General features: G+C 47.0%; 18 protein-coding genes. 13 read left to right on the top strand and 5 right to left on the bottom strand.

Going from position 1 to position 25,579, the window contains the following annotated elements; translation table 11 throughout:
- Position 1: 1 nt before the first annotated feature.
- From ACX0G9_RS03525 to ACX0G9_RS03515, 3 genes are read right to left on the bottom strand one after another with little or no spacing between them, the layout of a single operon-like run.
- Complete coding sequence (locus ACX0G9_RS03525) at positions 2–1,741, bottom strand: GMC oxidoreductase (RefSeq protein WP_459063467.1); 1,740 nt, start codon at positions 1,739–1,741, stop codon at positions 2–4.
- 51 nt (positions 1,742–1,792) lie between these two features.
- Complete coding sequence (locus ACX0G9_RS03520; RefSeq protein WP_459063466.1) at positions 1,793–2,560, bottom strand: LytR/AlgR family response regulator transcription factor; 768 nt, start codon at positions 2,558–2,560, stop codon at positions 1,793–1,795.
- A 40-nt stretch (positions 2,561–2,600) separates the two neighbouring features.
- Entirely contained in the window at positions 2,601–3,656 is a 1,056-nt protein-coding gene (locus ACX0G9_RS03515; RefSeq protein ID WP_459063465.1) for a sensor histidine kinase, read from the bottom strand.
- A gap of 173 nt (positions 3,657–3,829) precedes the next feature.
- Between ACX0G9_RS03515 and ACX0G9_RS03510 the strand changes: the two genes are divergently transcribed.
- Both ACX0G9_RS03510 and ACX0G9_RS03505 read left to right on the top strand, forming a co-directional pair.
- Entirely contained in the window at positions 3,830–4,492 is a 663-nt protein-coding gene (locus tag ACX0G9_RS03510) for a hypothetical protein (RefSeq protein WP_459063464.1), read from the top strand.
- On the top strand, positions 4,489–6,888 hold the full coding sequence (locus tag ACX0G9_RS03505; protein ID WP_459063463.1) for a carboxypeptidase regulatory-like domain-containing protein: 2,400 nt from the start codon (positions 4,489–4,491) through the stop codon (positions 6,886–6,888). The genes ACX0G9_RS03510 and ACX0G9_RS03505 overlap by 4 nt, the downstream gene beginning before the upstream one ends.
- A gap of 100 nt (positions 6,889–6,988) precedes the next feature.
- On the opposite strand, the gene ACX0G9_RS03500 is transcribed toward ACX0G9_RS03505, so the two are convergent.
- Positions 6,989–7,762 carry a phosphosulfolactate synthase gene (locus tag ACX0G9_RS03500; RefSeq protein WP_459063462.1) on the bottom strand — a complete coding sequence of 258 codons (774 nt, stop codon included), beginning with the start codon at positions 7,760–7,762 and terminating at the stop codon, positions 6,989–6,991.
- 124 nt (positions 7,763–7,886) lie between these two features.
- Between ACX0G9_RS03500 and ACX0G9_RS03495 the strand changes: the two genes are divergently transcribed.
- The 10 genes from ACX0G9_RS03495 (at position 7,887) to ACX0G9_RS03450 (ending at position 22,318) form a co-directional block, all read left to right on the top strand.
- Complete coding sequence (locus tag ACX0G9_RS03495; protein ID WP_459063461.1) at positions 7,887–8,186, top strand: ArsR/SmtB family transcription factor; 300 nt, start codon at positions 7,887–7,889, stop codon at positions 8,184–8,186.
- A gap of 164 nt (positions 8,187–8,350) precedes the next feature.
- Entirely contained in the window at positions 8,351–9,469 is a 1,119-nt protein-coding gene (locus ACX0G9_RS03490; RefSeq protein WP_459063460.1) for an efflux RND transporter periplasmic adaptor subunit, read from the top strand.
- A gap of 88 nt (positions 9,470–9,557) precedes the next feature.
- Positions 9,558–12,704, top strand: coding sequence for an efflux RND transporter permease subunit (locus tag ACX0G9_RS03485; RefSeq protein ID WP_459063459.1), 3,147 nt, complete (start codon positions 9,558–9,560; stop codon positions 12,702–12,704).
- A 71-nt stretch (positions 12,705–12,775) separates the two neighbouring features.
- On the top strand, positions 12,776–14,233 hold the full coding sequence (locus ACX0G9_RS03480) for a TolC family protein (RefSeq protein ID WP_459063458.1): 1,458 nt from the start codon (positions 12,776–12,778) through the stop codon (positions 14,231–14,233).
- Positions 14,234–14,343: 110 nt separating this feature from the next.
- On the top strand, positions 14,344–15,054 hold the full coding sequence (locus ACX0G9_RS03475) for a hypothetical protein (RefSeq protein WP_459063457.1): 711 nt from the start codon (positions 14,344–14,346) through the stop codon (positions 15,052–15,054).
- Positions 15,055–15,074: 20 nt separating this feature from the next.
- The gene (locus ACX0G9_RS03470) at positions 15,075–17,873 is read left to right on the top strand and encodes a TonB-dependent receptor (RefSeq protein ID WP_459063456.1); all 2,799 of its coding nucleotides are present in this window, start codon (positions 15,075–15,077) and stop codon (positions 17,871–17,873) included.
- Positions 17,873–19,006 carry a DUF4249 domain-containing protein gene (locus tag ACX0G9_RS03465; RefSeq protein ID WP_459063455.1) on the top strand — a complete coding sequence of 378 codons (1,134 nt, stop codon included), beginning with the start codon at positions 17,873–17,875 and terminating at the stop codon, positions 19,004–19,006. The genes ACX0G9_RS03470 and ACX0G9_RS03465 overlap by 1 nt, the downstream gene beginning before the upstream one ends.
- A gap of 53 nt (positions 19,007–19,059) precedes the next feature.
- Positions 19,060–21,543: a hypothetical protein gene (locus ACX0G9_RS03460; RefSeq protein WP_459063454.1), complete on the top strand. Its 2,484-nt coding sequence runs from the start codon at positions 19,060–19,062 to the stop codon at positions 21,541–21,543.
- 98 nt (positions 21,544–21,641) lie between these two features.
- Entirely contained in the window at positions 21,642–21,950 is a 309-nt protein-coding gene (locus tag ACX0G9_RS03455; protein ID WP_459063453.1) for a type II toxin-antitoxin system HigB family toxin, read from the top strand.
- A gap of 2 nt (positions 21,951–21,952) precedes the next feature.
- The gene (locus ACX0G9_RS03450; protein ID WP_459063452.1) at positions 21,953–22,318 is read left to right on the top strand and encodes a helix-turn-helix domain-containing protein; all 366 of its coding nucleotides are present in this window, start codon (positions 21,953–21,955) and stop codon (positions 22,316–22,318) included.
- 20 nt (positions 22,319–22,338) lie between these two features.
- Here ACX0G9_RS03450 and ACX0G9_RS03445 read toward each other — a convergent pair whose 3' ends face one another.
- On the bottom strand, positions 22,339–22,983 hold the full coding sequence (locus tag ACX0G9_RS03445; RefSeq protein WP_459063451.1) for an alpha/beta fold hydrolase: 645 nt from the start codon (positions 22,981–22,983) through the stop codon (positions 22,339–22,341).
- Positions 22,984–23,138: 155 nt separating this feature from the next.
- Here ACX0G9_RS03445 and ACX0G9_RS03440 point away from each other — a divergent pair, with 155 nt between their 5' ends.
- Positions 23,139–25,565: an ABC transporter permease gene (locus tag ACX0G9_RS03440; protein ID WP_459063450.1), complete on the top strand. Its 2,427-nt coding sequence runs from the start codon at positions 23,139–23,141 to the stop codon at positions 25,563–25,565.
- The last annotated feature ends 14 nt before the right edge of the window (positions 25,566–25,579 follow it).

The raw sequence follows: 25,579 nt of genomic DNA, 5'->3' as shown, positions 1-25,579 counted from the left end.
TCTACAGGTTTCCTTTTTTTAATTCTCCGACCGCATAATTCACTGCCCTTGCGGTCAGGGCCATATAAAGGATGGAAGGGCTCTGGTTTCCGGTACTGGTCATACAGGCCCCATCCGTAACGAAAACATTTTTACAGGTATGGAACTGGTTCCATTTATTCAGCAGCGATGTCCCGGGATCTTTTCCCATACGGCAGCCGCCCATCTCATGAATATCCCTTCCCGGAGCCCAGTGATTATCGTGTTGTTCGATCCCCTTTACGCCGCACTTATCCAGCATTTCACTGCTTTGTGTCATAAAATCATGCAGCAGCCTTTCATCATTGTCGTCATAATCTACGGAAGTGACTAATAAGGGGATTCCCCATTGATCTTTATGATCCTTGCTCAGACGGACATGATTTTTTTCCTTGGGAACTGTCTCTCCCTGGATATACATATACATTTGCCAGGATCCGGGTTCGGTCATAGCTTCTTTAAAGGCTGCGCCGATTTGTTCCTGCGGTGCGGGGGAATGGATTCCCCGGTCCCGGTAACAGCCCATAAAGGCCATATAGGTGCCGACGAAATCCATATCGTTCTTCCCCAGGTTACGGAAATTAGGCATCATACATTCGGTCGTTCTCCGGCCATAATAATATTTGTCCTCAAACCCTTCGATATTTCCGCCGACCGATCCCCGGTAATTCTGAAAACAAACATATTTGCCCAGCAGGCCGTTATCATTGCCGAAACCATTGGGGAAGCGGCCTGAGGTGGAATTAAGCAAGATCAGGTTACTGTTCAGGGCGGAGGCATTTACAAAGATAATTTTTGAAAAATAATCCGTTTCCTGCTTTGTGTTCGTATCGATGATCCGGACCCCTACGGCCTTCCCTTTTTTCTCGTCATAGATCAGGGAGTGGACCACTGAGAAGGGACGAATAGTAAGATGGCCTGTTTTTTTTGCCCAGGGCAGTGTAGAGGAAACGGAGCTGAAATAGCCGCCGAAAGGACATCCCCGCATACAAAGATCCCTGGCCTGGCATTTTCCCCGGCCTTGTTGCAGGTGAATCTCTTTGGGCTGGGTTAGTTGCGCCCAGCGTCCCTGGATCATGAAGCGGTCCTTATAATGGGAACTGATCTTTTTCTGCAGATCTTTTTCCGGGCAATTGAAATCGAAAGCGGGGAGATATTCCCCGTCGGGCATGGATTCCAGTCCGTCCCGGTTTCCGCAGATACCGGAAAAGAGTTCTACATGAGAATACCAGGGGGCGATATCATCATAGCTGATCGGCCATTCTATACCGTAGCCGTCCCTGGCCGGAGCGATGAATTCATTTTTACTCCACCTTGGGCAGGCCCGTCCCCAGATCAGCGATTTTCCGCCAACCTGGTAACCACGAATCCATTCGAATGGCTTTTCCTGCTCATAGGGATGCTCTTTGTCTTTAATAAAAAAATGGGCCGTATCCTCTCCGAAACCTGCAGCCTGAGTGATGAGGGGATTATCTTCTGTGAAGGATCGGGGCATCTTTCCCCGGTGTGGGAAATCCCAGGAAGACATATTGGCCGTTGGGTAATCTTTCAGATGCTCCACATTTCGTCCTCGCTCCAGGACCAGTGTTTTTAATCCTGCGTCGCATAATTCCTTGGCGGCCCAGCCTCCGCTGATGCCGGAGCCGATAACGATAGCGTCGAAGGTATTGGCCGCCACCCCTCCTGCATTAATATTCACCTGCATAGAATCGTTTTCTGTCATTTCCCGATGCTTTTCCTGCGTAATTTAGTGAAAATATCCCGGCCCGTTCAGCTATTGCCCCAGCCAATCCTTGAACCCATTTACTCTTTCCCGGCTAACTGTCGTATCGGCTTTCACAGGAGGCAAAAGTTCCAGCTGCAGTCTGCCGCCCATCCAGGGATGTATTTTTTTGACCGAATCGATATTGACAAAAAGATGTCTGCTGATCCGGTAGAACCGGTTAGGGGCCAGGCAATCGGTTAACTGGTTCAGCGTATATTCTACCAGGAAGCGGTTGCCGTTAAAATCGATGGCATAACAAAGTTTGCCGTCAGCGAAAAAATAGGCAGTTTCATCTGTCTTAAGGTAATGGAGCTGCCTTCCCCGTTTGATGAGAATACGTTCTTTATACCGGGCTGTCGTATTCATTTCTGCGGCCAGCTTTTCGATCTTTTCAGAAAGGCCTTTGTTTGTCCGGGGGTACCACCTGTGGTATTTTTCAACAGCATTTGCCAATTCGTTTTCATCGATGGGTTTCAGGAGATAATCGAGACTGTTCACCTTAAAAGCCTTTAACGTGTATTGGTCGAAAGCCGTGGTAAAAATAACAGGAGTGGACAGATTTAGTTTCTGGAAAATATAGAAGCTAAGGCCATCAGCTAATTGGATATCCATAAAAATAAGATCTATTTCGCTGGCGGTTGGCAGGAAATTTACCGAGGATTCGATACTATCCAGTCTGGCGACAATTTCGATATCGTTTTGGATATTGATATTATTCAGCAGCGTGGTCAGGCGATCGGCGGCCGGTATTTCGTCTTCTATTATTATTACACGCATAAAAAATAATGCTCAACGGTAATTAATGCTTTTTTACTCTTCATTCCTCGATTAGCGGAATGGACACCGTAAAATTTATTGGCCCTTCTTCTACTTCAACCTGTCTGTTGCCCAGTAATTTGTAACGATTACGTATGTTTTCCAATCCGATGCCTGTGGATTCAATCACCTGATTTTTCTTTTGCAGGTTATTGCAGACCACCAGTTTGCCGTTCTCCGCAAAGACGTCGATCCGCAAGGGTCTTGCGGAGGAGACGATATTGTGTTTAATGGCATTCTCCATTAAGATCTGTAAAGACAAGGGAACGATCTTCTGTTGCAGTTTTTCATCTGCCACCTTAATGGATATGTCAAGATTTTCACCAAAACGTGTTTTTAATAAAAAAGCATATGCCCTCAGTACATCCAATTCTTCTTTCAGGAGAATGCTTTGATCATTCTTTACATCCAGGATATGACGGTATACTTTGGATAACTGTTGGACAAAATTGATTGCCTGCGCCGGATTTGCCGGGATGACCGCGGTTAGCGTATTCAGATTATTGAACAGAAAATGAGGGTTTACCTGTGTTTTTAAAGCGTTCAGCTGGGCTTGCAGGCTTTCCCTTTTCCACATTTCTTTTTCTTCGATGGATTTGCGGAGTTCACCCAGGAAATAAATGCTTTCATAGATGGCCACCATGGTCAGTGTGCAGAATACGGCTGCGAAATTAGCATTGATGCCAATACCCGCTATTTTGGTCCCGGGGGGTGCGTCCCTGGCGATGGCCTTGCAGGCTCCGTCCAAGACATATCCCAACAGGTTATTGACAATCAGGGTAAAGGCCAGCATGATAAAGGATTGCACGATCAGCCTTTTTTTTACCTCCCCGAAGGTTGGATACCTGGTCCGGGCCCAGATCATAATAAAACAATTTCCGGCCCATATGGTGGCGGTGATGACCAGGGTGGTCAGGAAAATATCCCAGGTGAAATAAGGAGGGCGGCTGAACCGCACACCAAAGAAAATAATAGGGATAAGGAAGGAAAGCAGGATCGTCCCTCCCAGACTTACCCAACGGTGATCGAATCCTATTTTACTGTTGTCCCATTTCATAAAAAGAAGATCAGGTCAAACCTGGAATGTCTAAAAGTACAGATACAATTGCGGATTCACGAATATCAGGCTCCCATTCACTCCTCAAAATCTGCAATTCATTCCTTTTTGGTTGACTCTGCCTTTCACGAGGTGTAAGTTTACTATGAATAAAGGCATTTAAATCTTTCGATATGAAACATTATCAATTATCTATGGGTCCTTTGGCGCTTCTTATGATGGTTATGACAGTTTTATGGGCTACGGGCCAGATGGCTCAACAGAACAATCCGGAAAACCTTCAGATCAGTCAGGTAAACCGACAAATACCAAAGGGCTTCAAAAAAGGTATGGCGACCCTGAAGGACAATACTGTTCTTTCCGGGTATATCCGGGAGCATATCCGGACGCATTCTTCTGTTCTTTTCGTTCCGGCGATTGGAGGAAAAAGAAAAGAATTGGATGGGGAACAGCTTCGTTCTTTACAGATAGACTCGATACGCTATCTCTGTCTGAAGGGCGATTTTTTCCGGGTAATCACGGATGGTGAAATCGGCTTTCTTCAAAAATGCAGCGATGCTTCCGGCAAGCCGGTTTATAATGGCACCGAGCCCTTGCTGATCAATGGTACGGAAGGCAGCATCGGAGACTATTTTGTATTTAATAACGGGCAGGGACAATTATCAAGGGTGACCAGGAAGACCCTGGGAAAGGTGGCCAGGGATACCTTTGGTAATTGCACAGCTGCTATCGATAAAGCCGATTCCGTTCATTCGGACATGGCTGGCTTCCGCAACGCCGTAGAACTCTATAATAATAGAACCAAAACAACTACCATTAACAGGTTCCCTTTATGAAAAAATGGATATTATCCGCAGTAACAGGATTGATTTTAATGACAGGCTTTGCTCAAAAGGAGGGACAAACACAGATTGTCCGGGGAATCGTCATCGACAAAACCTCGGAGAAACCCCTACCCGGGGTCACGGTGGAGGTAACCGATATCTTTCCGAAATTAAGTGTACTGACTGATGGAGCCGGCAGGTATGTATTGCCTGCTGTGCCTCTCGGCAGACATCAGTTTTCCATCGGTTCTGCCGGCTACCAGGCAGCTTTTCTGCCGGAAGTGCTTGTCACTTCCGGGAAAGAAGTCATATTGGACGTGTCACTGGAACAAAAGCTGGTAACCCTCCATGCATTCACCGTGATCGCACCAGTCACCAAAAAAGGAGCGGTCACCAATGAATTTACATCTGGTAGTGCCCGGTCCTTCAGCCTGGAAGAGGTGACGCGGTATGCGGGAGGCCGCAACGATCCCTCCAAACTCGTCAGCAATTATGCCGGTGTCGCTGCCAACAGCGATGCCCGAAACGATATTGTCGTCAGGGGTAATTCCCCGACAGGAGTATTATGGCGTATAGAAGGCAGTCCCTCGCCCAGTCCGAACCATTATGCTTCGCTGGGAACCACGGGCGGGCCCGTAAGCGCGTTGAACACCAACGCCCTGAAAACCTCCGATTTTCTTACGGCGGCCTTTCCGGCTGAGTATGGAAATGCAACTGCCGCCGTCTTCGATATCAATTTAAGGAGCGGAAACAGCAGCCGCCATGAACAGACCTTTCAAATAAATCTTTTTAGCGGTCTGGAAGCTACGGTGGAAGGGCCATTAAATAATAAAAATAACGGAGCTGCCTACCTGGCCAGTTACCGGTATTCCTTCGCCCAGATCGCAAATAATATAGGCATCAATATCGGCACCAAGGCCGTTCCCAAATACCAGGACTGGGTCTTTAATCTGACCACAGGCAAGGGCAGGGCAGGGAAATTTTCTTTTTTTGGAATGGGAGGAAGAAGCCATATCGATTTTACTGGCAGCAAGGTGGATTCCTCCGATTTTTATGCCCAGGCAGATCAGGATTCTTATGATAAAAGCAATTTTTCCTTTTTCGGCATTCGCCATACACTTGATCTCGATAGCCGGACCTATCTGCGAACGGTAGTTTCCTATGCTTCTACGGTGGATCAATACGAACAATACCAGTATCCGCTTCCTGTTCCACCTTATGAGAACAGGTGGCTTCAATACAGGTCAGACAGCAAGACCAGTACTTTTCGTTTTTCTACCTTCCTGAATGAAAAATGGAACAGCCGGTTTTCCTATCGGTTAGGTGTTACCGGGGAAGGGCTGGGTCTGAATACCCTGATAACGGACAAGACGGGCAAACCGGCAGGGGCTGCCTTCGATACGATCAGTCGTTTTGATGGAACCCCCTTCCTGTTCCAGTATTTTGGGCAATTCAAATACCGGTTCAGCGAACGATTAAGTGTAACCGGCGGTTTGCATGGCCAATATTTCGATCTGAATGGCAGTTCCGTCCTCGAACCACGGTTATCCTTCTCCTACCAGTTGCCGGCGGATCAGACGATATACCTGAGTTTTGGGATGCACAGCCAGTTGCAACCGCTTCCGGTGTATTTCCAGGCAACTGATTTCAGGACAGGGAACAAGGATCCCGCCAACCGGCAATTGGGTTTTACCCGCGCCAGTCATTGGGTGGCCGGGTATGAGAAAAGATTGGCAGCAAACTGGCGCATAAAGGCTGAAGGTTATTACCAGTATTTATCCGATGTACCGGTGGATGGGTTTGCCAGCGGTTTTTCCATGCTGAATACAGGGGCTGATTTTGGGTTTCCCAATAAGATAGGTTTGATAAATAAGGGCACTGGAACTAATAAAGGAGTAGAACTTACCGTGGAAAAATTCCTTAGCCGGGGATTTTATGTTTTGTTCACTACTTCTGTCTTTGATTCTAAATACAAGGGCAGCGACGGGATCACACGTAATACGGCCTTTAATTACAAATACATTGTGAATATCCTGGCCGGAAAGGAATGGAAGCTGGGAGGGGCCAGGGGTAATGCGTTTACCTTTGACACCCGTTTGTCGGCTTTAGGAGGACGTTATACCACTCCTGTTGATGTTCCTGCCTCTGTCCTTTCGGGCTACGAAGTGTCCGATACCCTGCATTATAATTCCATTCGTCTGGACGGTTATTTACGGTTGGATACGAAATTCGGGATCCGGCTTAACAGCAGGAAGCGGAAAATGAGTCAGACCTTTTATCTTGATCTGCAGAACGTGACTTCCCGGAAGAACATCTTTCTGATGCAATATAATCATGTGAAAGCCATAGCCGCACCTGTATACCAGATCGGTTTTTTCCCCGATATTCTCTACAGGATCCAGTGGTAACAGCAAGCGACGAAAATCCTTCCTCCTGGGCCGGATCCTGATAGTATAGGCAGCCAAATCCAGGCAGCCAAATATGGGCAGCGAAAACTTATTCGGCTGTTCAAACAGGCCTGTTAAGGAAAAGATGGAAGGAGTCGCCTCTCAGACCGATACGCATCGCTTCGAGCGAAATGACATCGGCAGGAGCGACGTTTCCCAGGTTGGCATTTGAACCAAGAAGTGTCAGGAAGTAGAGCTGCTGGTCTTTTAAGGGCGTTTCCCAGATGATCTTTTCCGGAGGGACCTTGGTAAGGATCTCTTGGATCAGGCCTTCACGGACTTCGCCGGAATTGCGGTAGATGCCTACGGTCCCGGTTTCACGGGCTTCCGCAACAATATAGGAGGCCCCTGCATCCAGCTCCGTCTGCATCAGTTTGATCCATTGATAGGGTGGGGTAATATGCTGCCGGTCTTTATCCTTGGAGCCGACTTCACTGAGAACGATTCCATATTTGGAAAGTTTTTCAATGTAACCACATTTTTCACCATGTGGGATATCTATCGACCCGTCAGACATTTCCATATAAGTGATCCCGTATTCTTTGATCATGGCTATATAATCAGGAAATTGGTTCCTGATCAGGAAGGCCTCCAGCAGAAGCCCTCCGAAATAAACAGCCATACCGGCGTCCTGGTAGACCCTGATCTTTTCCTGAAGGCCCGGAGTGACAAATGAAGTTCCAAATGCCAGTTTCACAATATCGATATGCGGCGTTGCGATGGAAAGTAAGTTATGGGCTTCGGCGATACTAAGACCTTTATCCGTGATCATGGTGAGCCCATGGGTCCTTGGCTTCACCGTTCTTTCCGGTATTTGGTTCAGCTTGAAGTTCATCCTTAAGTCGTTTATCTGGTACTGCAATTTACTCATTTTACGCTTGTGCGGCCATTAAGTAAAGGAGATTAATCCATAACAAGGGGAGACTCTTATGATAAAAAAAAGAAAAACTGTAACTTGCATGCAAACCAGTCAAATGATACAAATGGATGCCAAAAGGGCGGAGAAGATTTCCAAAGCCCTGTCCGACCCGACCAGGCTGAAGATCCTCAGCGAGATCAAAAAAAAGAGCGATTGTCTTTATTGTGTTGATCTATATGATAATATCAACCTTGCCCAGCCTTCCATCAGCCATCATTTGAAACAATTGACCGAGACCGAGATCATTCTGTCCGAAAAAGAGGGGAGAAATATCAAATACACGCTGAATAACCAGGTGATCGACGAGTATATTCATTTTCTGCAGGGTTTGAAGAAGTAGAGGAAAAAAAAGAGATTTTTTTTCCATTTATTTATCGAAGTATTTAAATGTTTCTATACATTTGTAGTCTGATTCCCTTTTGAAGGGCAAATTTACGCATTTATTTATCGAAACATTTGAATAAATCAATAAAAAAATCATTCATGTATATAATAACAAAGCTTATGAACATCCAATCAATATTACCCATCCTCCGGGCCAATCGCCCGAAAATGCTTTTTTTCCATCACAAAATCCCTATCACTGCCATCTTTGGTTTATTTTCTATGATCCTCCTGTCCGGCTGTTATGGTAAAGTGAAAGAGGCGGCCGAAGTTATCCCCTCTGGTCAAACCGCCCCTCTGGCTACCCCGGTAGACGGAATGATCATTCGCCCGGCCTCCCTGACCGAGGAACTGGAAGTGACCGGTTCCCTGGTGGCTAACCAACAGGTCGACATTGCCAGCGAATTGACCCGGAAGATCGTCAGGGTGAATGTAAAAGAAGGTTCTTTTGTGAGAACAGGAGACCTTTTATTCCAGTTGGATGACCAGGACCTTCAGGCACAATTGGAAAAATTCAATCAACAGGAAAAACTGGCCTTGCTCAACGAACAGCGGTTAAAGGACCTGATCAAACACGAAGCTGTCGTGCAGCAGGATTACGACCAGGCATTTACCAATCTGAAAGTGCTGCAGGCCGAAATAGCAGGCTTAAAGGTTATGATCGCCAAAACCCGTATCCAGGCCCCCTTTAATGGCCGGATCGGTATCATTCACGTTTATCCGGGAGCCATCGTATCCACCAATACCGTCCTGACCAACCTGGAAGACAACAGCACGATCAAACTGGAATTTTCCATCCCTGAAAAATATGCAAGGATCATTGTGCCCGGTAGCGTGCAACGGTTCACGGTAGCTTCCGGAACAGGGGATTATAAGGCAACGGTAGTTGCCCGTGAATCCAGGCTGGATGCGAGTACCCGTACCTTGCTGGTCAGGGCTTCGAGTCCCAATCCCGGAGGTATATTACTTCCCGGACAGAGTGCCAGGCTTCATCTGTCACTTAATGAATCCAACGCTGCCCTGATGGTCGCTTCCCAGGCTCTGATTCCTTCTTCCGGTGGTTATGGCGTATATGTGAGCCGAAATAACCAGGTGCAGCTGACCCCGGTCGAAATCGGGCAACGAGGACCGACAGCGGTTGAAGTGTCCAAAGGGCTTAAGAACGGCGATACGGTTATTACAAGCAACCTGCTTCGGTTAGTACCCGGATCTGCCGTGCAGTTCGTCACGTTAAAATAAGGTATGGGGATACTGTCATAACGGGTCTGACAGGACCCGGTCTGCGGAGCCTTGCCTGATCAATACATAATCTTAGAATACAAATTATATGAGCGCTATTTCCCAAGTGAGTATTTCCAGGCCTGTATTGGCCGGAGTGCTGTCTGTTCTTCTCATTCTTTTTGGTATCGTGGGGTATACTTATCTGGGTACCCGCGAATATCCGGTGACTGATTCTCCCATCGTAACTATCACCACGGTATATCCCGGCGCCAGTGCCGATATCATTGCTTCCCAGGTCACCAAACCCCTGGAAGAATCGGTGGCGGAAGCCAATGGGATCAGGGCCATGTCTTCCGTATCCCGGGAGCAGGTGAGTATTATTACCGTAGAGTTCAACCTGAGCGCCGATCTGGAAGCGGCAGCTAATGATGTACGTGATAAAGTATCCAAAGCCAGGCAGCAATTGCCGATAGATATCGAGCCCACTGTCGTGGAAAAATCGGGTCCGCCGGATTTTCTTGTCTTTCTTACCGTTCAGAGCGATACAAAGAGCCTGGAAGACATAACCGATTTTGTCAACATCAATATCAAGGAAAGACTTCAATCCATACCCGGTGTCCGCCTGGTCGATTCTTACGCAGGACGCAAACGGGCTATGCGTCTGCGCATGGATCCCGTTAAACTGGCCGCCTATCATCTGACTCCGTCGGATATCCAGTCCGCCCTGCAAAGGGAGAACGTGGATCTGCCCAGCGGTCGTATCGAAGGACAGAATACAGAGCTGACCCTGCGCACCCAGGGCAGGCTGGTGACGGAAGACGATTTCAATAACATGATCCTCAGCCAGAAGGACGGCGCCATTGTCCGGTTCAAGGATGTGGGCACGGCCATCCTTTCCTCCCAAAATGAGCGAACAGCGATGATCGTTAGTGAAGGGACTACGGCCCGTTATGGTGTGGGTACAGGTGTTCAGCCACAAAGAGGATCGAACTCACTGGCTATCGTGGAGGAATTCCGCAAGCGGTTTGACGATATCAGGAAATCAGCTCCCAAGGAATTTATCATTTCCCTCGGAAAGGATTTCACCGTACCCGTCCGTAATTCGCTGGCAGAAGTGGAGGATACGCTGCTGCTGGCTTTCGGTCTGGTGGCGCTGATCATTTTTATATTTTTAAGAGATTGGCGCAGTACGATCATTCCCCTGGTAGCGATCCCGGTCAGCATCATCTCGGCGTTTTTTATTATGTATATCGGTAACTTCTCCATCAATGTACTGACCTTGCTGGGATTGGTCCTGGCGATCGGATTGGTGGTAGACGATGCCATCGTCGTGCTGGAAAATATCTATAGTAAGGTAGAGCAGGGGTATACTCCGCTGGAGGCAGCGCGTAAAGGGGCCGATGAGATCTACTTCGCAGTTATCTCGACCACTGTCACCCTTGCTGCGGTATTCCTGCCGATCCTTTTTCTGGGCGGGATAACCGGGCGGTTGTTTAAGGAATTTGCCATCGTTGTTTCGGGGAGCGTATTGGTTTCCGCCTTCGTGGCGCTGACCCTGTCTCCGATGATGAGCGCTTATTTGCTGAAAGCGGGGGCCTCACATGGCTGGTTATACCGGAAAACGGAGCCCTGGTTCGTTGGTTTGAACAGGGCCTATGAAAGATCCTTAAAGGCCTTCTTTACCAAACGCTGGCTGGGTTTTGCCGTCCTGCTGATCTCCCTCGGCATTGCCTGGCGTTTGCTGCCTGTCCTGCCTTCCGAACTGGCCCCGCTGGAAGACCGCTCTATGGTCGGATTAGCGGTTATAGCACCCGAAGGCACTTCTTATGAAAGTATGGAAGAAACCATGAAGGAAGTCGCCAATTTTGTAGTCGATTCCATTCCTGATTTGAATGAGAACAGGACCTATGCAGGAATCGCGGCTTCCATCGGCACCCTCGTGCAACCCGTCAATAGCGGCTTTCAGTGGGTTTTCCTCAAGGACCCGAAAGACAGGAAAAGCGGAATGACCCAGACTCAGGTATATCAGAAACTGGTGGCGGCTTCGGGAAGGTTCCGGAATGTCATTTGTATACCTATCCAGATCCCTACGATCGGTGGTTTTTCAAGCAGCCAGCCCTTACAATATATCGTGCAGGCGCCTGATCTGAAATCCCTGGAAGAGATCATGCCCAAATTGATGGGCCAGGTCTATCAAAGTAAAAAACTCAGTTTTCCCGATCCTGATTTTAAAGTCAACCGTCCTGAGATCGGTATCAGCATCGACAGACAACGGGCCGCACAATTGGGTGTATCCACCCAGGAGATCGGACGTATACTGCAACTGGCACTTAGTGGAAGGCGTTATGGGTATTATATTTATAATGACCGCCAATATGAAGTGATCGGGCAATTGGAAAGACAGGAACGTTCGGCTCCCACAGATCTCCGGTCCCTCTTCCTCCGTTCCGGAGGCGGGGAAATGGTCTCCCTGGACAACCTGGTTAAAATGAGCGAATCCGTCAGTCCGCCTGCTATTTATCGTTACAACCAGTCCTACAGTGCGACCATTTCAGCCACACCAGCTCCCGGCGTAAGTTTAGGAGAGGCGATCAAAGAGATCGACGGGATTGCCAAAAGCACCCTGCCCAAAAGCTTCCGGACGGATATGGCCGGGCAGAGCAGGGATTTTTCGGAGAGCAGCTCCAGCCTGGTGTTTGCCTTCATCTTCGCCGTCATCCTGATTTACCTGGTACTGGCCGCACAATTCGAAAGCCTTATCGATCCCTTTATTATCCTGCTGACAGTACCCATGGCCGTTACGGGCGCTTTACTCAGTCTTTGGCTTACGGGGCAATCGATCAATATATTCAGTGAGATCGGTATCATCATGCTGATCGGGCTGATCACCAAGAACGGGATCCTGATCGTGGAGTTTGCCAACCAGCGAAAGGAAGAAGGAATGAGCGTGCGCGAGGCTGCGATTTCTGCAGCCACCTCCCGGTTCCGACCTATTCTTATGACCACCCTCGCCATGATCTTTGGTACCCTTCCTATTGCCCTTTCCCTGGGAACTTCTTCCGGAAGCCGGACTTCGCTGGGTATCGTAGTAGTGGGTGGATTGATCTTTGCCGGTATACTGACCCTTTATGTGATCCCCGCCGTATATTCCTATTTCTCCCGCCCGCACCGGGCGAAGAGCCCGGGAACGCCGGTTCACCAGGGATCAGGGGGTTCATCCGGTCACCCTGAATTAAGCAACGCCGTGATATAGTACCACGCCTGATTCCATCTGATACCATGCCTTTAAACCTTACCCTTTATCACCTATTTTAATTGAAGATCATGAACATTAACATCACCAAACCATTTATATATACGATCCTTTTTTTCCTGGCTATGTGTTTGGTTTCCTATTTTGCCAATGCTCAGACACCGGGCATTCAAAATGACGGAGCAAATTCAACAAAGGGAGGAGCAACCTTCACAAGGGAAGGATCAAAATCCGCGACCGCACTTTCTGCGTCCGGCACCGGAACGGCACGATTATCCCTGGAGGAAGCCCTGTCGCTGGCAATGGCCCATAACAGGGACATTCAGATCGCCGGTCTGAGCGTGACGCGTTCGGAACTGGAAAAGACAGTGGCCCAGAGCCTTAGCCTTCCGGCTGCAGGGCTCACCGGGCAGGTCAGTCATTATTTTTTATTACCTCCTTTTTTCGGTTTAGGCAGTAATGGCGCAGGAAGCAACGGAGATAAAGTGCCATACGGACGATTCGGAGGGAAGGATCAATTCACTGCATCCTTTTGGGTCACCCAATCCCTGTTCAATCCTGTTGCCCGGCCTACGCTGAGGCGTTCTGAAAAAGCAGAACAGCAGGAACGCGCGCTGCTGCGTGATAAACGATCGGCAGTGGAAGCTGAGGTCAGGCAGACTTATTTGCAGGTACTGGTGCTGGGCGAGCGCATCCGTCTGCAGCGGGAAAGCCTCAACCGGAACCAAAAAGCCCTTAATGATGCAAAATCCCTGCTGGCCCAGGGTAGGGCGCTTCGGGTAGATACCTTAAGAGCGTTTACTTCTGTAAAAAATCTGGAGCCGGATTTGCTGAAACTTTCCTACAGCATCGAAGTTGGACGCCTGCAATTGAAGACCTTGATCGGGTTTGACTCTACACAGGAAATATTATTAAGTGATTCCCTGGTTCTTTCCCGCGAAGTGCCCATTCCTTCCGAAGATGAGGTCTATGCAGAAGCAGTAAAGAACAGACCTGATCTTCAGGCACTGGCTATCCAGACCGGGATCGACGATCAGCAGATCCTTCTGGCTGCCGCTGCCCGCAAACCCTCCGTTTCCCTGGTGGGGCAATACCAGGTTCAGACGCAGGCAGGGAGGTTCAATTATTTCGATGCAGCTTATCCTTCCACTCCCTATGTGGGCGCGCAGGTAGCCGTTCCGATTTTTACCGGATTCAGTAACCAGGCCCGGATCCGGCAGGCAAAGCTGACCCGTCAGCAATCGGGTACCCGGCTGGACAATGCCGGTGAACAACTACGCGCCTACGTGAGACAATCGGTGGCCAATACCCTGGAAGCCGCGTCCCGTATACAAACCCGGATCACCGTCAAGGAGGCTGCCAGTCTTAGTTATGATATAACACAATATCGTTATGCTAATGGAGTTGCTTCCCGCCTGGAATTGACCGATGCGGAGCTGGCTTTGACAACCGCGCAGTCCAATTACCTGGAAGCGATCTATGATTATATATCGGCACTCATCGAACTCGACCGGACACGCGGTAGGTAGAATCCAAATAATAATAATATCTGCTGAGGAATGGCAGGGTATTAAAATTCTCTTTAATCGTATTAGATGATCATTAATTCCTTATTTTAGTGATCATTTAATAGGATTTCATGCCATTCCCGACCAAAACCTGTCTTATCCTGACTTTCTGCAGTCTTTTGTTTTCCTTCTCCGTCCAAAGCCAGGGCTTCCGAAGTCAGGACAGTACTGTTCAACAGGCAAAGGAATACGCACTAACTATCTATCATAACTTTCTGGGAGAGCAATCTTCTGTCTATAATGGCATTGCCAATATCTCCTACGACCCCGCGACACGCGGTCATGCCTATTTTCAGATCGACAGCCTGGTGGAGGGTACCATTATCTACGAAGGAATTCAGTACAGGGATATGCCCCTGATGTATGATCTGGTACTGGACCAGCCGATACTGTTGAATGAAGGCGGTTATCTGATCGGCCTGATTAACCGGAATGTCCGCGAATTTTTTCTGATGGGCCATCATTTTATAAATACGGGATCCGGATATATTGACCTGATGAGCCAGGGCAGGCTTACCCTTAAGGCCAAAAGAACGAAAAAGATCGAAGAATCGATAGAAGGGATGACGCTTATCCATACCATCGTCCCCAAAGATTATTTTTATGTGGTAAAGGATAGTGTCACCACCGAAATCAGCAATCAACGCAGTTTGCTGGCCTTAATGGCCGACAAAAAAAAGGAGGTGAAACAATTCATCCGGGCAAACAAGATAAAGTTCAGAAAGGACCGGGAGAATGCTATCGTATCCATTACCGGTTATTATAACCAATTATCCAAGTAACATGAGAACCTTCCAATAAAATGAGAACCTTATCCTTCCCGGTGAATACGTTAATACCTTTCCTTTTTGGGATGATCTTCATTTCATGTGGTTATACTGCTGCAGCCCAGCAAAAAAAATCACCCCTCATCAGCGGCCGTTTCCAGCAGTTAAAGATCGGCGAATTTGTACGGGTGATCGAAGGCCAGACCGGGCTCCGTTTTTATTATGATCCCGCACAATTCGATAGTTTACTGATTACGGTCAACGTGCAGGAGCAGCCGCTGGATGCAGTTTTGGAAAGTCTTTTCCGGAATACTACCTATCATTTTGCCATCGACGGCAATGGGCATGTTTTTCTCAGCAAAGGTTGGATCATCCAGGCCGAATTGCCGGAAGGCTTTTTCGGAAAGGGCCTTGCCGCCAGGGACAGCGCCCTGGCAAGGGGGACACAGGTTAGTTTCGGTGCGGATAAAAAAGGAAGACAGTCTACCATTATAGAGAACAAATTGTACGATATAGGGATCAGGACCAATACCCTTGCTTCCGGCAATGCCATTGTCAACGGCTACGTCCGCAATACACGTACCGGAGAACCCGTGGCAGGAGCGGCCATTACGGCAGATGGGCCGGTGATGACGAGGTTGTCCGACCAATATGGTTATTTTTCCCTGACCCTACCCAGAGGCCATCATAATTTAACGGTACAGGCCATCGGGATGAGGGATACCAAATTTCAGGTAATGCTGTATTCTGATGGGAAACTGGATATGGATCTGCGGGAACAGGTTATTACGTTACGAGAAGTGGTCGTGTCTTCCCAGAAGACGGCAAATATCAACAGGGTCCAGTTGGGCGTTGAAAAACTCAGCATACAGACCATCAAACAGGTACCTTCCGTTATGGGCGAGGCGGATATTCTCCGGGTAGTGCTGACGCTGCCTGGAGTGAAGACAGTCGGGGAGGCCAGTACGGGGCTGAACGTCCGGGGAGGGGCAGCAGACCAGAACCTGATCCTCTTCAATGATGCCACGATCTATAATCCTTCTCATTTTTTCGGGATGTTCTCTGCGTTCAATCCGGATGTAGTGAAGGATATCGAATTATACAAGAGCAGTATCCCCGCAAAATTCGGAGGGCGGGTTTCGTCTGTGCTGGACATTACCAGCCGGGAAGGGAATAAAAAAGAATTTCACGGAACGGCAGGTGTTGGTTTTCTAACGAGCCGGCTCACTCTTGAAGGGCCATTGGCAAAAGATAAGACCTCTTTTATCCTGGGGGGACGGACGACCTATGCGAATTGGTTATTGAACCTGCTTCCCGATGAGTACAAACATAGCCGCGGGTCATTTAACGATCTTAATCTGTCCATCAGTCACGAGATCAACCGGAAAAATAATTTGTATTTTACCGGTTACCTCAGCAACGACAAGTTCAATCTGAATAACGATACCACCTATAAATACGGTAACCAGAACATCTCGGTGAAATGGAAACATATATTCAGCAATAAGCTGAACAGTGTTTATACGGTAGGATTCGACAAATACCGGTACAATATCGGCAGCGATGCCAACCCGGTGAATGCCTACCGGCTGGCTTTCGATATCAGTCAGGCGAACGGCAAGGCCGACTTCGTCTGGTATCTCCATTCCAAACATACGCTGGATTTTGGCCTTAGTGCTATACGGTATACCCTTCATCCGGGGTCTTATCAACCCGATAAAGGGCAATCGCTGGTCGTTCCCGATGTGGTTCCTGCCGAGCAGGCCCTGGAAAGCGCTGTATACCTGTCGGACCGTTTTACGGTAAGCCCTAAATTATCCATCGTGGCCGGCCTGCGTTATTCCCTGTATAATTACCTGGGACCTCATTCCGTGAATATTTATGCACCCGGATTACCGGTCACCGGTTCGAACCTGGTGGATACCAGGGACTATGCCAGCGGAAAGGTTATTAATACCTACAAGGGGCCGGAATACCGCCTGTCCATGCGTTATGCCTTAACCACCAGTTTTTCCGTAAAGGCGGGTTATAACTCGCTGCGGCAATACACCCATGTCTTATCCAACACGACGGCAATGGCACCGACGGATATCTGGAAACTGAGCGATCCTAACATCAAACCCCAGTTGGGGGATCAGGTCTCCCTGGGATTCTACAAGAACCTGAAGTCGAATACCATCGAAACCTCGATAGAAGTATATTATAAAAGATTGAAGAACTATCTGGACTACCGGTCCGGTGCCACCCTGATCCTGAACCATCACATCGAAACCGATGTATTGAACTCCGGAGGTAAGGCATACGGAGTAGAATTGATGGTTAAAAAATCGGCCGGCAAACTGAATGGCTGGATAAGTTATACCTGGTCCCGGACCTTACTGCGTACAACGGATCCGAATGCAGGTGAAAAAGTGAACCGGGGAGAATATTACCCGGCTGATTTTGACATACCCAATGACGTTACCATGGTGGGCAATTTAAAGATCAATCACCGGTTCAGCCTGTCTCTGAATATGCTGTATTATACCGGACGTCCCATTACCCTGCCCATTGCCCGGTATTATTACGGAGGTTCGCAACGGGTTTTGTATTCCGACAGGAATCAATACCGGATACCGGATTATTTCCGCACTGACTTTTCCATGAATATCGACGGCAATCATAAAGTACATCAGTTTACCCATAATTCCTGGACGATCGGTGTCTATAATCTGACAGGAAGGAAGAATCCATACAACGTGTATTTTATCTCCGAAAATGGCGGAGTGAACGGATATAAACTATCCATTTTTGGAAGCGCCATTCCTTTTGTAAACTATAATATCAGGTTCTGATGAAAAAAACAGGTGTCAGCATATTTGTCATTCTCCTGCTTGTTTCCATAAGCCTGGGCCGCCTTTCGACCGGTTGCAAACAATCCTATGCGCCACCTGCCGTCTCCACCGACAGGTCCTATCTTGTCGTGGAAGGATTTATCCAGGGAGGAACCGATACGACCAATATCAGACTCAGTCACACCTTTCAACTGAGTGATACTTCCTATGTAACCCCTGAAAACAATGCGGATGTGCAGGTGGAGGGAAAGGACAATACCTCATTTCCCTTATATCAGACCGGTAACGGTAATTACCAGATCCCTTATCTTCCTTTGCAAACCGGAGTTCAATACCGGCTTCATATCCGTACTTCCGCTCAAAAAGAATATGTTTCCGATTATGTGGACATTCGGAATTCGCCGCCCATCGACAGCGTTAACTGGATCCGGGGTAATGACGGTGTGCAGATCTATGCTAATACACATGATCCGCAAAATGCCACCCGTTATTACCGATGGAGTTATGAAGAGACCTGGGAATTTAATTCTACCTTTTTTGCCAGTTTAACCATACAGAACGGGCAGATTGTCAATCTGAATCCCAATACTATATTCGATTGCTGGAAATCATTCTCTTCCAGCAACATAATAATCGCGTCGTCGGCGCGGCTCGCCCAAGATGAGATCTACCGGGAACCTTTGTTAAAGGTACCGGCAGGTTCCCAGCAGATCAGTGTCAAATACAGTCTCCTGGTTAAACAATACCCGCTGACGCAGGATGCTTACGCCTGGTGGCAGGAAATGCTGAAGAATACCGAGCAGATAGGATCCATATTCGGGATCATGCCAACGGGCACGAAAGGAAATTTGCACTGCCTCACGGATTCCGCCGAATTGGTCATCGGATATATCAGTGCCGGTTCTGCTGCCACCAAAAGGATCTTCATTTCTTCCGGCGATGTTCCGAACTGGGGTTATACGGTGGACTGCAAAAGCAGAGTAGTTCCATCGGATAGCGTAGGCTTTTATATTAGTAGCGGATATGACCTGATTGACATGAACTTCAGACCCCCAGGCTATAATATGGCCTATGGATCCTGTGTGGATTGTACCCTGACAGGGAGTAATAAAAGGCCCTATTACTGGCCATGATCAAAATTAAAGTTTACTACCGGGGCAAAATTCCACCGGACCAACATACCGACATGAACAAAAGACTTATCAGACTTATATTATTCTGTATTTATCACGAGATCTTTCGGAGGGCCCGGTCATTACGTCCTTCCCTGTTTTCGGGTTTTTGCCTGCTGTTGTTTTCCATGAGCGCTATGCCAGCTTCTTTTGCACAAGGGGATCAGGTTCAGTTGGGAGCATTGCCCGCTTCATTCAGGGAATACCGTGCCAGAGCGATGCAGGAAAAAATATTTGTTCATGTGGACAAACCTTTATACCTGGCCGGCGAAATCTTGTGGTACAAGATTTATTGCGTGGAAGGCTTTATCCATACACCCTTGGATCTTAGCACAGTGGCTTACCTGGAACTGCTGGGTAGCGGAGATAAACCGGCCATGCAGGGAAAGGTCTTATTGGAAAAGGGAGAGGGTAAAGGTTCTTTTTATTTGCCCCCTACACTAAATTCAGGGCAATACAAACTCAGGGCTTATACAAACTGGATGAAGAACCAGGGTGTTGATTGTTTTTTTGAACAGATGGTTACCATTGTCAATACGTTTAAGAATCTGCCGGTTGAATTACTATCGGATTCTATCCGACCTTCCTGGCATATTGGTTTTTTTCCCGAAGGAGGTAATCTGGTGAATGGGATCAGGTCCAAGGTAGCCTTTCAGATGACCGATACCTATGGAAAAGGAACAGTGGGAAGGGGTTGGGTGGTGAATGAAAAAATGGATACACTGACTACATTCCAGCCTTTGTTTTCCGGGATTGGGAATTTTAGTTTTAAGCCTGAATCAGGGCATTCCTATAAAGCCATCGTATTATTTCCCGATGGAAAGTCGTTGGTAATGGAAATACCGGCGGCCTATGGAAGTGGTTTTGCCCTGCAGGTGCGGGAAATGGAAAATGCACAACTGGGAGTACATATTTATGCCAGCAATGACCTCGCTTCCGGGGATGTTTCTCTTTTCGTACGGTCAGGAGGAGTGCTTCATCTGGCCGGGAGAACGGCTTTAACGGGAGACTCGGCCTTGGTATTGGTGGATAAAACCTTGCTGGGAGAGGGGGTGAATCAGATCACTTTATTCAACAGTGCAGGCAAACCTGTTTGTGAACGTTTATATGGTGTTCGTCCGCAAAAAGACTTGTTCATCGAGGCTGGCACCGAAACCATGGTATATGGCACCCGGAAAAAAGTGCAGCTGTCTTTATCGGCGAAAGGAGAGGGCGGGCAGTTTGTTCCCGCCAGTTTGTCTATGGCCGTTTACCGGTGTGATTCCCTCCAATCGATATCCACGGAAGGCACAGACATCTTTACCTATTTATGGCTGGGTTCCGATCTTAAGGGAAAGATCGAATCTGCGGAATCCTATCTGTCCGGTGACGGAGAGCAGGCCACGGAGATGTTGGATAATTTGATGTTGACGCATGGATGGCGAAGATTTCGTTGGGAAGATATTTTTCATAGCCCATCGAATTTGTCATCATTGACGCCGCCCGAACACCGGGGCCAGTTGATTACAGGACGGCTTACCAATTCTGCTACGGGTGAACCTGCCAAAGGGGTCATCGTCTTTTTATCGACTCCTGGTATCCAATATCAGTTTCGAACCTCGCGTACGGATCAAAAAGGTAAATTCGTGTTTGATATAAAAGACTTTTACGGGGCCGGCGGAATTGCCGTACAGACCAATACAGAAAAGGTTAATAACTATAAGATCGAAATTTTCAGTCCCTTCTCTGAGCAATATACCAAGGATACCCTGCCTGTGTTCGGTTTACGGGAGACATTACATAATATATTGCAGGAGAATAGCCTTGGTATGCAGGTGCAAAACGTATATGCGGGTGACAGTCTCAAGAAATACAGAATTCCGGCAATAGATAGTTTTCGGTTTTATGGTAAACCTGATTATACATACAAACTGGACGATTATGTCCGGTTTACGACCATGGAAGAAGTATTGCGCGAATATGTACGGGAGGTCAATGTGAACAGATGGCATGGGCACTTGCATGTATTGATGCTGAATGAACCATTGAAACAATTTTTTGAAGATAATAACACCCTGGTCCTGCTGGATGGGATCCAGGTGATGGACGATAAGATCTTTTCATACGATCCCTTAAAAGTAAACAGGCTGGAAGTGATACCCCGTCAGTACATCCTTGGTCCATCGACGTTTAGCGGTATATTGAGCTTTACCACCTATAAAGGAGACTATGAAGGGCTCGAACTGGATGCCCGTTCGCTACTTATCGATTATGAAGGGCTGCAATTGCCCCGTGAATTTTATTCTCCGGTATATGCGACGGATCAGGATGCCGCCAGCCGTGTGCCCGATTTTCGCAATCTCCTTTTCTGGTCCCCCGACATTCATACCGATAACCAGGGGAAGAAGGACTACAGTTTCTACACTTCCGATCTTCCCGGAAAATACCGTGTCGTCATTCAGGGAATTACCGAAGACGGTAAAGCAGGGGTGAAGTCCTTTGATTTTGAGGTGAAATAGGGTTTTCTAAACAATCCAATTAAGATATTTCATAAATTGAAATTTTATTTCATTTTATGAAATAAAATGACTACATTTGCTTAACGAAAGCGAAGCCAATGGTAGTTATAAGTTATAAGACGATCAGAGAGTTTAGTGATAAACACTATGATATTAAGGATGCTTTAAATATCTGGTATACAATTATTGAAAAAGCTGATTTTGCTAATTTCAATGAGTTGAGAACTGTGTTTAATTCCGTTGATGCGGTCGGTAATGATCGATATGTTTTTAATATTAAAGGTAATAACTATAGACTTATAGCATTAATTGCGTTTGGCATCAGAACAGTTTATATCCTGTTTGTCGGTACTCATTCAGAATACGATAAGATTGATGCCTCTACGATTAAATATAAAAAACGGTAATCATGAAAACATTAAAAACAGAAGCTCAATATAAAAAAGCAATGAGCGAGATTCTCGCAATTATGAATAAAGGGGAAGCTAATTTATCAAAAGCCGAAAGTGATAAATTACGAAATATGGCCCTTTCTGCGCAAGCTTACGAAAAAAGTATTTATACTATACCTCCGCCTTCTACCATTGAAGGAATGATTGAACTTAAAATGTATGAAAAAAAGCTAAAACAAAAGGAATTAGCTAAGCTGATGGGGCTTAGTGAACCGAAGTTGTCACAAATACTTACTGGCAAGAGAATGCCTGATATAGCCTTCCTGAAAGCTGCCCATCAAAAGCTGGGAATTGACGCCTCGTTTTTACTAAATCATGTATAACGCTATAGGTTTCATGCATGTTATTCCTTCAGTAACCCTCTCAAAACCTCTGTTATCTCCCTCGCTTTATTCAAGGTCATTAAATGTCCGCCCTTAGCAATGGTAATATCAGGTCGTACAAACCGATAGGGTAATACCAGGTCCTTTGTTCCATGAATATGGATAATCTTTCCGGGAATGGTCACGTTTTTCCAGCCGACAATAATATCGATGGCCCATTTCAAAAAAGCCGCATCAGTATCTCTTAAAATAGTGGCCAGTACTTTTTTATCTTCCCGGCCTGCGGTTCCGAAAAACCAGTTACTAAAGAAAGTCGGTTGTTTTAAAAATGCAGCAGATACTAATTTATGAAGCCGGAGGGAACGGGCTATCCGGTAATAAAATGGAATCTCGAACTTCGTTTTAGCCGAAGCAATCAGAATTACCTTTTGGGTCTCTATAAGTTTCGATATCTCTACAGCGACCATTCCTCCAAAAGAAAGCCCGATTAAAACAGGGTCCGGGGTGTCGATCTTTTGACTCAGCCTTCTGCAATAATTTTCAATACTTTCACCGGCCAACGGAGGTATCCATTGAATAAACACGGTCCTGAACCCACTTAGGTTAATATCCTTGAAAACCCTTTCATCTGTTCCAAGGCCGCCAAAAAGATAAATAGTGTTCATAGAAAAATAATTGCCGGAAATCTGATGTCCTGAACCCGGTAAACTCTTCCCCCTCAGCAATATTCGGAAAAAATGTTTAAACCTGATATGGAAACATCTTCTTTCTGCGTCTTCTTTTGCAAAACAAACTAAAGCTTTATATCCTGATCCATATCATGTTCAGCAACTACATCAAACCGGCCCTGCGGCATCTTAAGAAAGAAGGGAGCACAACAGGCATAAATATATTTGGCCTTGGACTAGGACTGGCTGTTTGCCTGTTGATCACCTTATTCATCACCGATGAATACAGTTATGACCGTTATAATGAAAAGGCCGGCAGGATCTTCCGGGTAGTATCCGATATACATATCAATGGCAATTCCCTCACTACGATTTACGGCCCATCACCACTGGCTCCTGCTTTAGCCAAGGATTACCCGCAGATTGAAAAGGCTGTTCGCATCCGGTACATGGGAGTGGGCGAATTGACTATTCGGTCGGGCAGTGAAAAAATAATGGAATCGAATGCGGTCTTTACCGATCCTTCTTTTTTCGAAGTATTTACGATACCCCTGATCGTGGGAGATCAGAATACCGCCCTGCTGGAGCCATATTCTATGGTAATTTCGGAGAACATCGCTAAAAAGTATTTCAATAGCCTGGACGTCCTTGGTAAAATCCTGGTAACCGGTGATTCCACTATTTATAAGATCACCGGGGTCATCCGGGAAATGCCGGCTCAATCCCATTTCCATTTTCATTTTATACGGTCTATGTCCGAATATACTTTCAAGGGGGGGCTGCAATGGGTAAATTTTTTCTCTTCAACCTACCTGCTGACAAAACCCGGTATTACTACCAGGGACCTGGATAAAATGCTGACGGCGACGGTAATAAAATATGTCGGGCCTCAATTACAGAACGAGATGCATAGCAGCCTGGCCGATCTGGCTAAGAACGGTGATTATTATAGATTTTATGTCATGCCCCTGACTGATATTCATTTACATTCCAATTTTAAAGGAGAGTTCGAATCCAACGGGAGTCTTCAAAGCGTTTATATATTCCTGGTCATCGCGGTTCTGATCTTACTGATCGCCTGTTTCAATTTTGTCAATCTGTCTACAGCCAGAAGTGTCGGTCGTTCCCGGGAGGTGGGCGTGAGGAAGATCCTGGGTTCTTCACGTCGGGACCTGATCTGCCGGTTCCTGGCGGAGTCCTTGCTGACCAGTTTTGCCGCCATGTTGCTGGCCGTACTGATAGCCCTTGTCCTGCTACCTTATTTTAATCAACTCTCCGGCAAACAGATGACCCTGATGGTACTGGGTAAAAGGGGCATACTCTTTGGTTTATTACCGGCTGCTTTGTTGGTTGGGTTATTGGCTGGAACTTACCCGGCCTTCTTTCTTTCTGCTTTTCAACCCGTTCTCGTATTAAAAGGGCGGTTGGCTACCGGATTTACGAACAATTGGTTACGAAATTGCCTGGTTGTTTTTCAGTTTGCCACGGCCATTTTTCTAATCATCTGTACACTGGGTATATACAACCAGCTTAATTATATCCGGAACAAGGACTTAGGTTTTAACCGGGATCAGGTACTTACGATAAAGAACACAAGCGGTCTTGGCCCGCAGGCCAGATTGTTCAAGAAGGAAGTAGAGAAATTACCCGGTATTACAGGCGGTACGATGACCGAATTTCTGCCTGGCCGGGTTTATGATGGATCCAGGGGTTATTTTAAGAATGCTTCGGCAGTAGCGGATCAAACCTATTTGCTGGGAAGCTGGAAAATAGATGCCGACTATATTCCCACGCTCGGGATGAAAATTCTTGAAGGAAGAAATTTTTCCCCTTCCTTGCCGACAGATTCTTCCTGTGTGCTGATCAATGAGACAGCTGCCCGTATATTAGGATATAAGGATCCTCTTCATGAATCGATTTATACCGGACCTGATCAGGTAGTAAGATACCCGATTGTGGGAGTGGTCAAAGATTTTAACGGAGGAACTCCCCGCGATAAAATTGAACCGATCGTATTTCATCTGGCGGAAAACACAAGGGCTATTTCTTTTAAGATTAATCAGGATAAAATCCAAGGGTTGCTACCGAAGATCAAAGGGCTTTACCAATCGACGGGAACGGCAGGCGGCCAGCCTTTTATTTATTCCTTTATGGATGATGATTTCAATAAGTTATATCAATCCGATCGGCGAACCGGTAAACTTTTTTTATCCTTTGCTTTTTTCGCCATTTTTTTAGCCTGCCTGGGTTTGTTCGGACTCGCGACCTATGCTGCGGAACAACGGATAAAAGAGATCGGGATACGCAAAGTGCTGGGAGCGACTGTTGGACAGTTGGTTGTTTTGCTCGCCAAAGATTTTCTGAAGTTGGTGATCCTTGCGGCCATTATTGCCTGTCCGCTTGCCTGGTGGGGAATGCACCGGTGGCTACAGGATTTTGCTTACAGATCGGCCGTTGGTTGGTTGATATTTGTCTTGTCCGTAGGATCGGCGGTATTGATCACTTTTCTTACGATTTCTTACCGGACTTTCCAAACGGCAAGAGCCAACCCGGTAATCAGCCTGAGAGAATCAGCCTAAAAAAATAAGCTTGA

It is taken from the genome of Flavitalea flava, assembly GCF_054461575.1.
The sequence above is the reverse complement of the archived record's forward strand: the minus strand, read 5'-3'. Positions and strand labels throughout refer to the sequence as shown.

Excerpts from the sequence above, each read along its gene's own strand:
- ACX0G9_RS03525 (WP_459063467.1), bottom strand. The coding sequence starts at position 1,741 with ATGACAGAAAACGATTCTATGCAGGTGAATATTAATGCAGGAGGGGTG.
- ACX0G9_RS03520 (WP_459063466.1), bottom strand. The coding sequence starts at position 2,560 with ATGCGTGTAATAATAATAGAAGACGAAATACCGGCCGCCGATCGCCTG.
- ACX0G9_RS03515 (WP_459063465.1), bottom strand. The coding sequence starts at position 3,656 with ATGAAATGGGACAACAGTAAAATAGGATTCGATCACCGTTGGGTAAGT.
- ACX0G9_RS03510 (WP_459063464.1), top strand. The coding sequence starts at position 3,830 with ATGAAACATTATCAATTATCTATGGGTCCTTTGGCGCTTCTTATGATG.
- ACX0G9_RS03505 (WP_459063463.1), top strand. The coding sequence starts at position 4,489 with ATGAAAAAATGGATATTATCCGCAGTAACAGGATTGATTTTAATGACA.
- ACX0G9_RS03500 (WP_459063462.1), bottom strand. The coding sequence starts at position 7,762 with ATGAACTTCAAGCTGAACCAAATACCGGAAAGAACGGTGAAGCCAAGG.
- ACX0G9_RS03495 (WP_459063461.1), top strand. The coding sequence starts at position 7,887 with ATGCAAACCAGTCAAATGATACAAATGGATGCCAAAAGGGCGGAGAAG.
- ACX0G9_RS03490 (WP_459063460.1), top strand. The coding sequence starts at position 8,351 with ATGAACATCCAATCAATATTACCCATCCTCCGGGCCAATCGCCCGAAA.
- ACX0G9_RS03485 (WP_459063459.1), top strand. The coding sequence starts at position 9,558 with ATGAGCGCTATTTCCCAAGTGAGTATTTCCAGGCCTGTATTGGCCGGA.
- ACX0G9_RS03480 (WP_459063458.1), top strand. The coding sequence starts at position 12,776 with ATGAACATTAACATCACCAAACCATTTATATATACGATCCTTTTTTTC.
- ACX0G9_RS03475 (WP_459063457.1), top strand. The coding sequence starts at position 14,344 with ATGCCATTCCCGACCAAAACCTGTCTTATCCTGACTTTCTGCAGTCTT.
- ACX0G9_RS03470 (WP_459063456.1), top strand. The coding sequence starts at position 15,075 with ATGAGAACCTTATCCTTCCCGGTGAATACGTTAATACCTTTCCTTTTT.
- ACX0G9_RS03465 (WP_459063455.1), top strand. The coding sequence starts at position 17,873 with ATGAAAAAAACAGGTGTCAGCATATTTGTCATTCTCCTGCTTGTTTCC.
- ACX0G9_RS03460 (WP_459063454.1), top strand. The coding sequence starts at position 19,060 with ATGAACAAAAGACTTATCAGACTTATATTATTCTGTATTTATCACGAG.
- ACX0G9_RS03455 (WP_459063453.1), top strand. The coding sequence starts at position 21,642 with ATGGTAGTTATAAGTTATAAGACGATCAGAGAGTTTAGTGATAAACAC.
- ACX0G9_RS03450 (WP_459063452.1), top strand. The coding sequence starts at position 21,953 with ATGAAAACATTAAAAACAGAAGCTCAATATAAAAAAGCAATGAGCGAG.
- ACX0G9_RS03445 (WP_459063451.1), bottom strand. The coding sequence starts at position 22,983 with ATGAACACTATTTATCTTTTTGGCGGCCTTGGAACAGATGAAAGGGTT.
- ACX0G9_RS03440 (WP_459063450.1), top strand. The coding sequence starts at position 23,139 with ATGTTCAGCAACTACATCAAACCGGCCCTGCGGCATCTTAAGAAAGAA.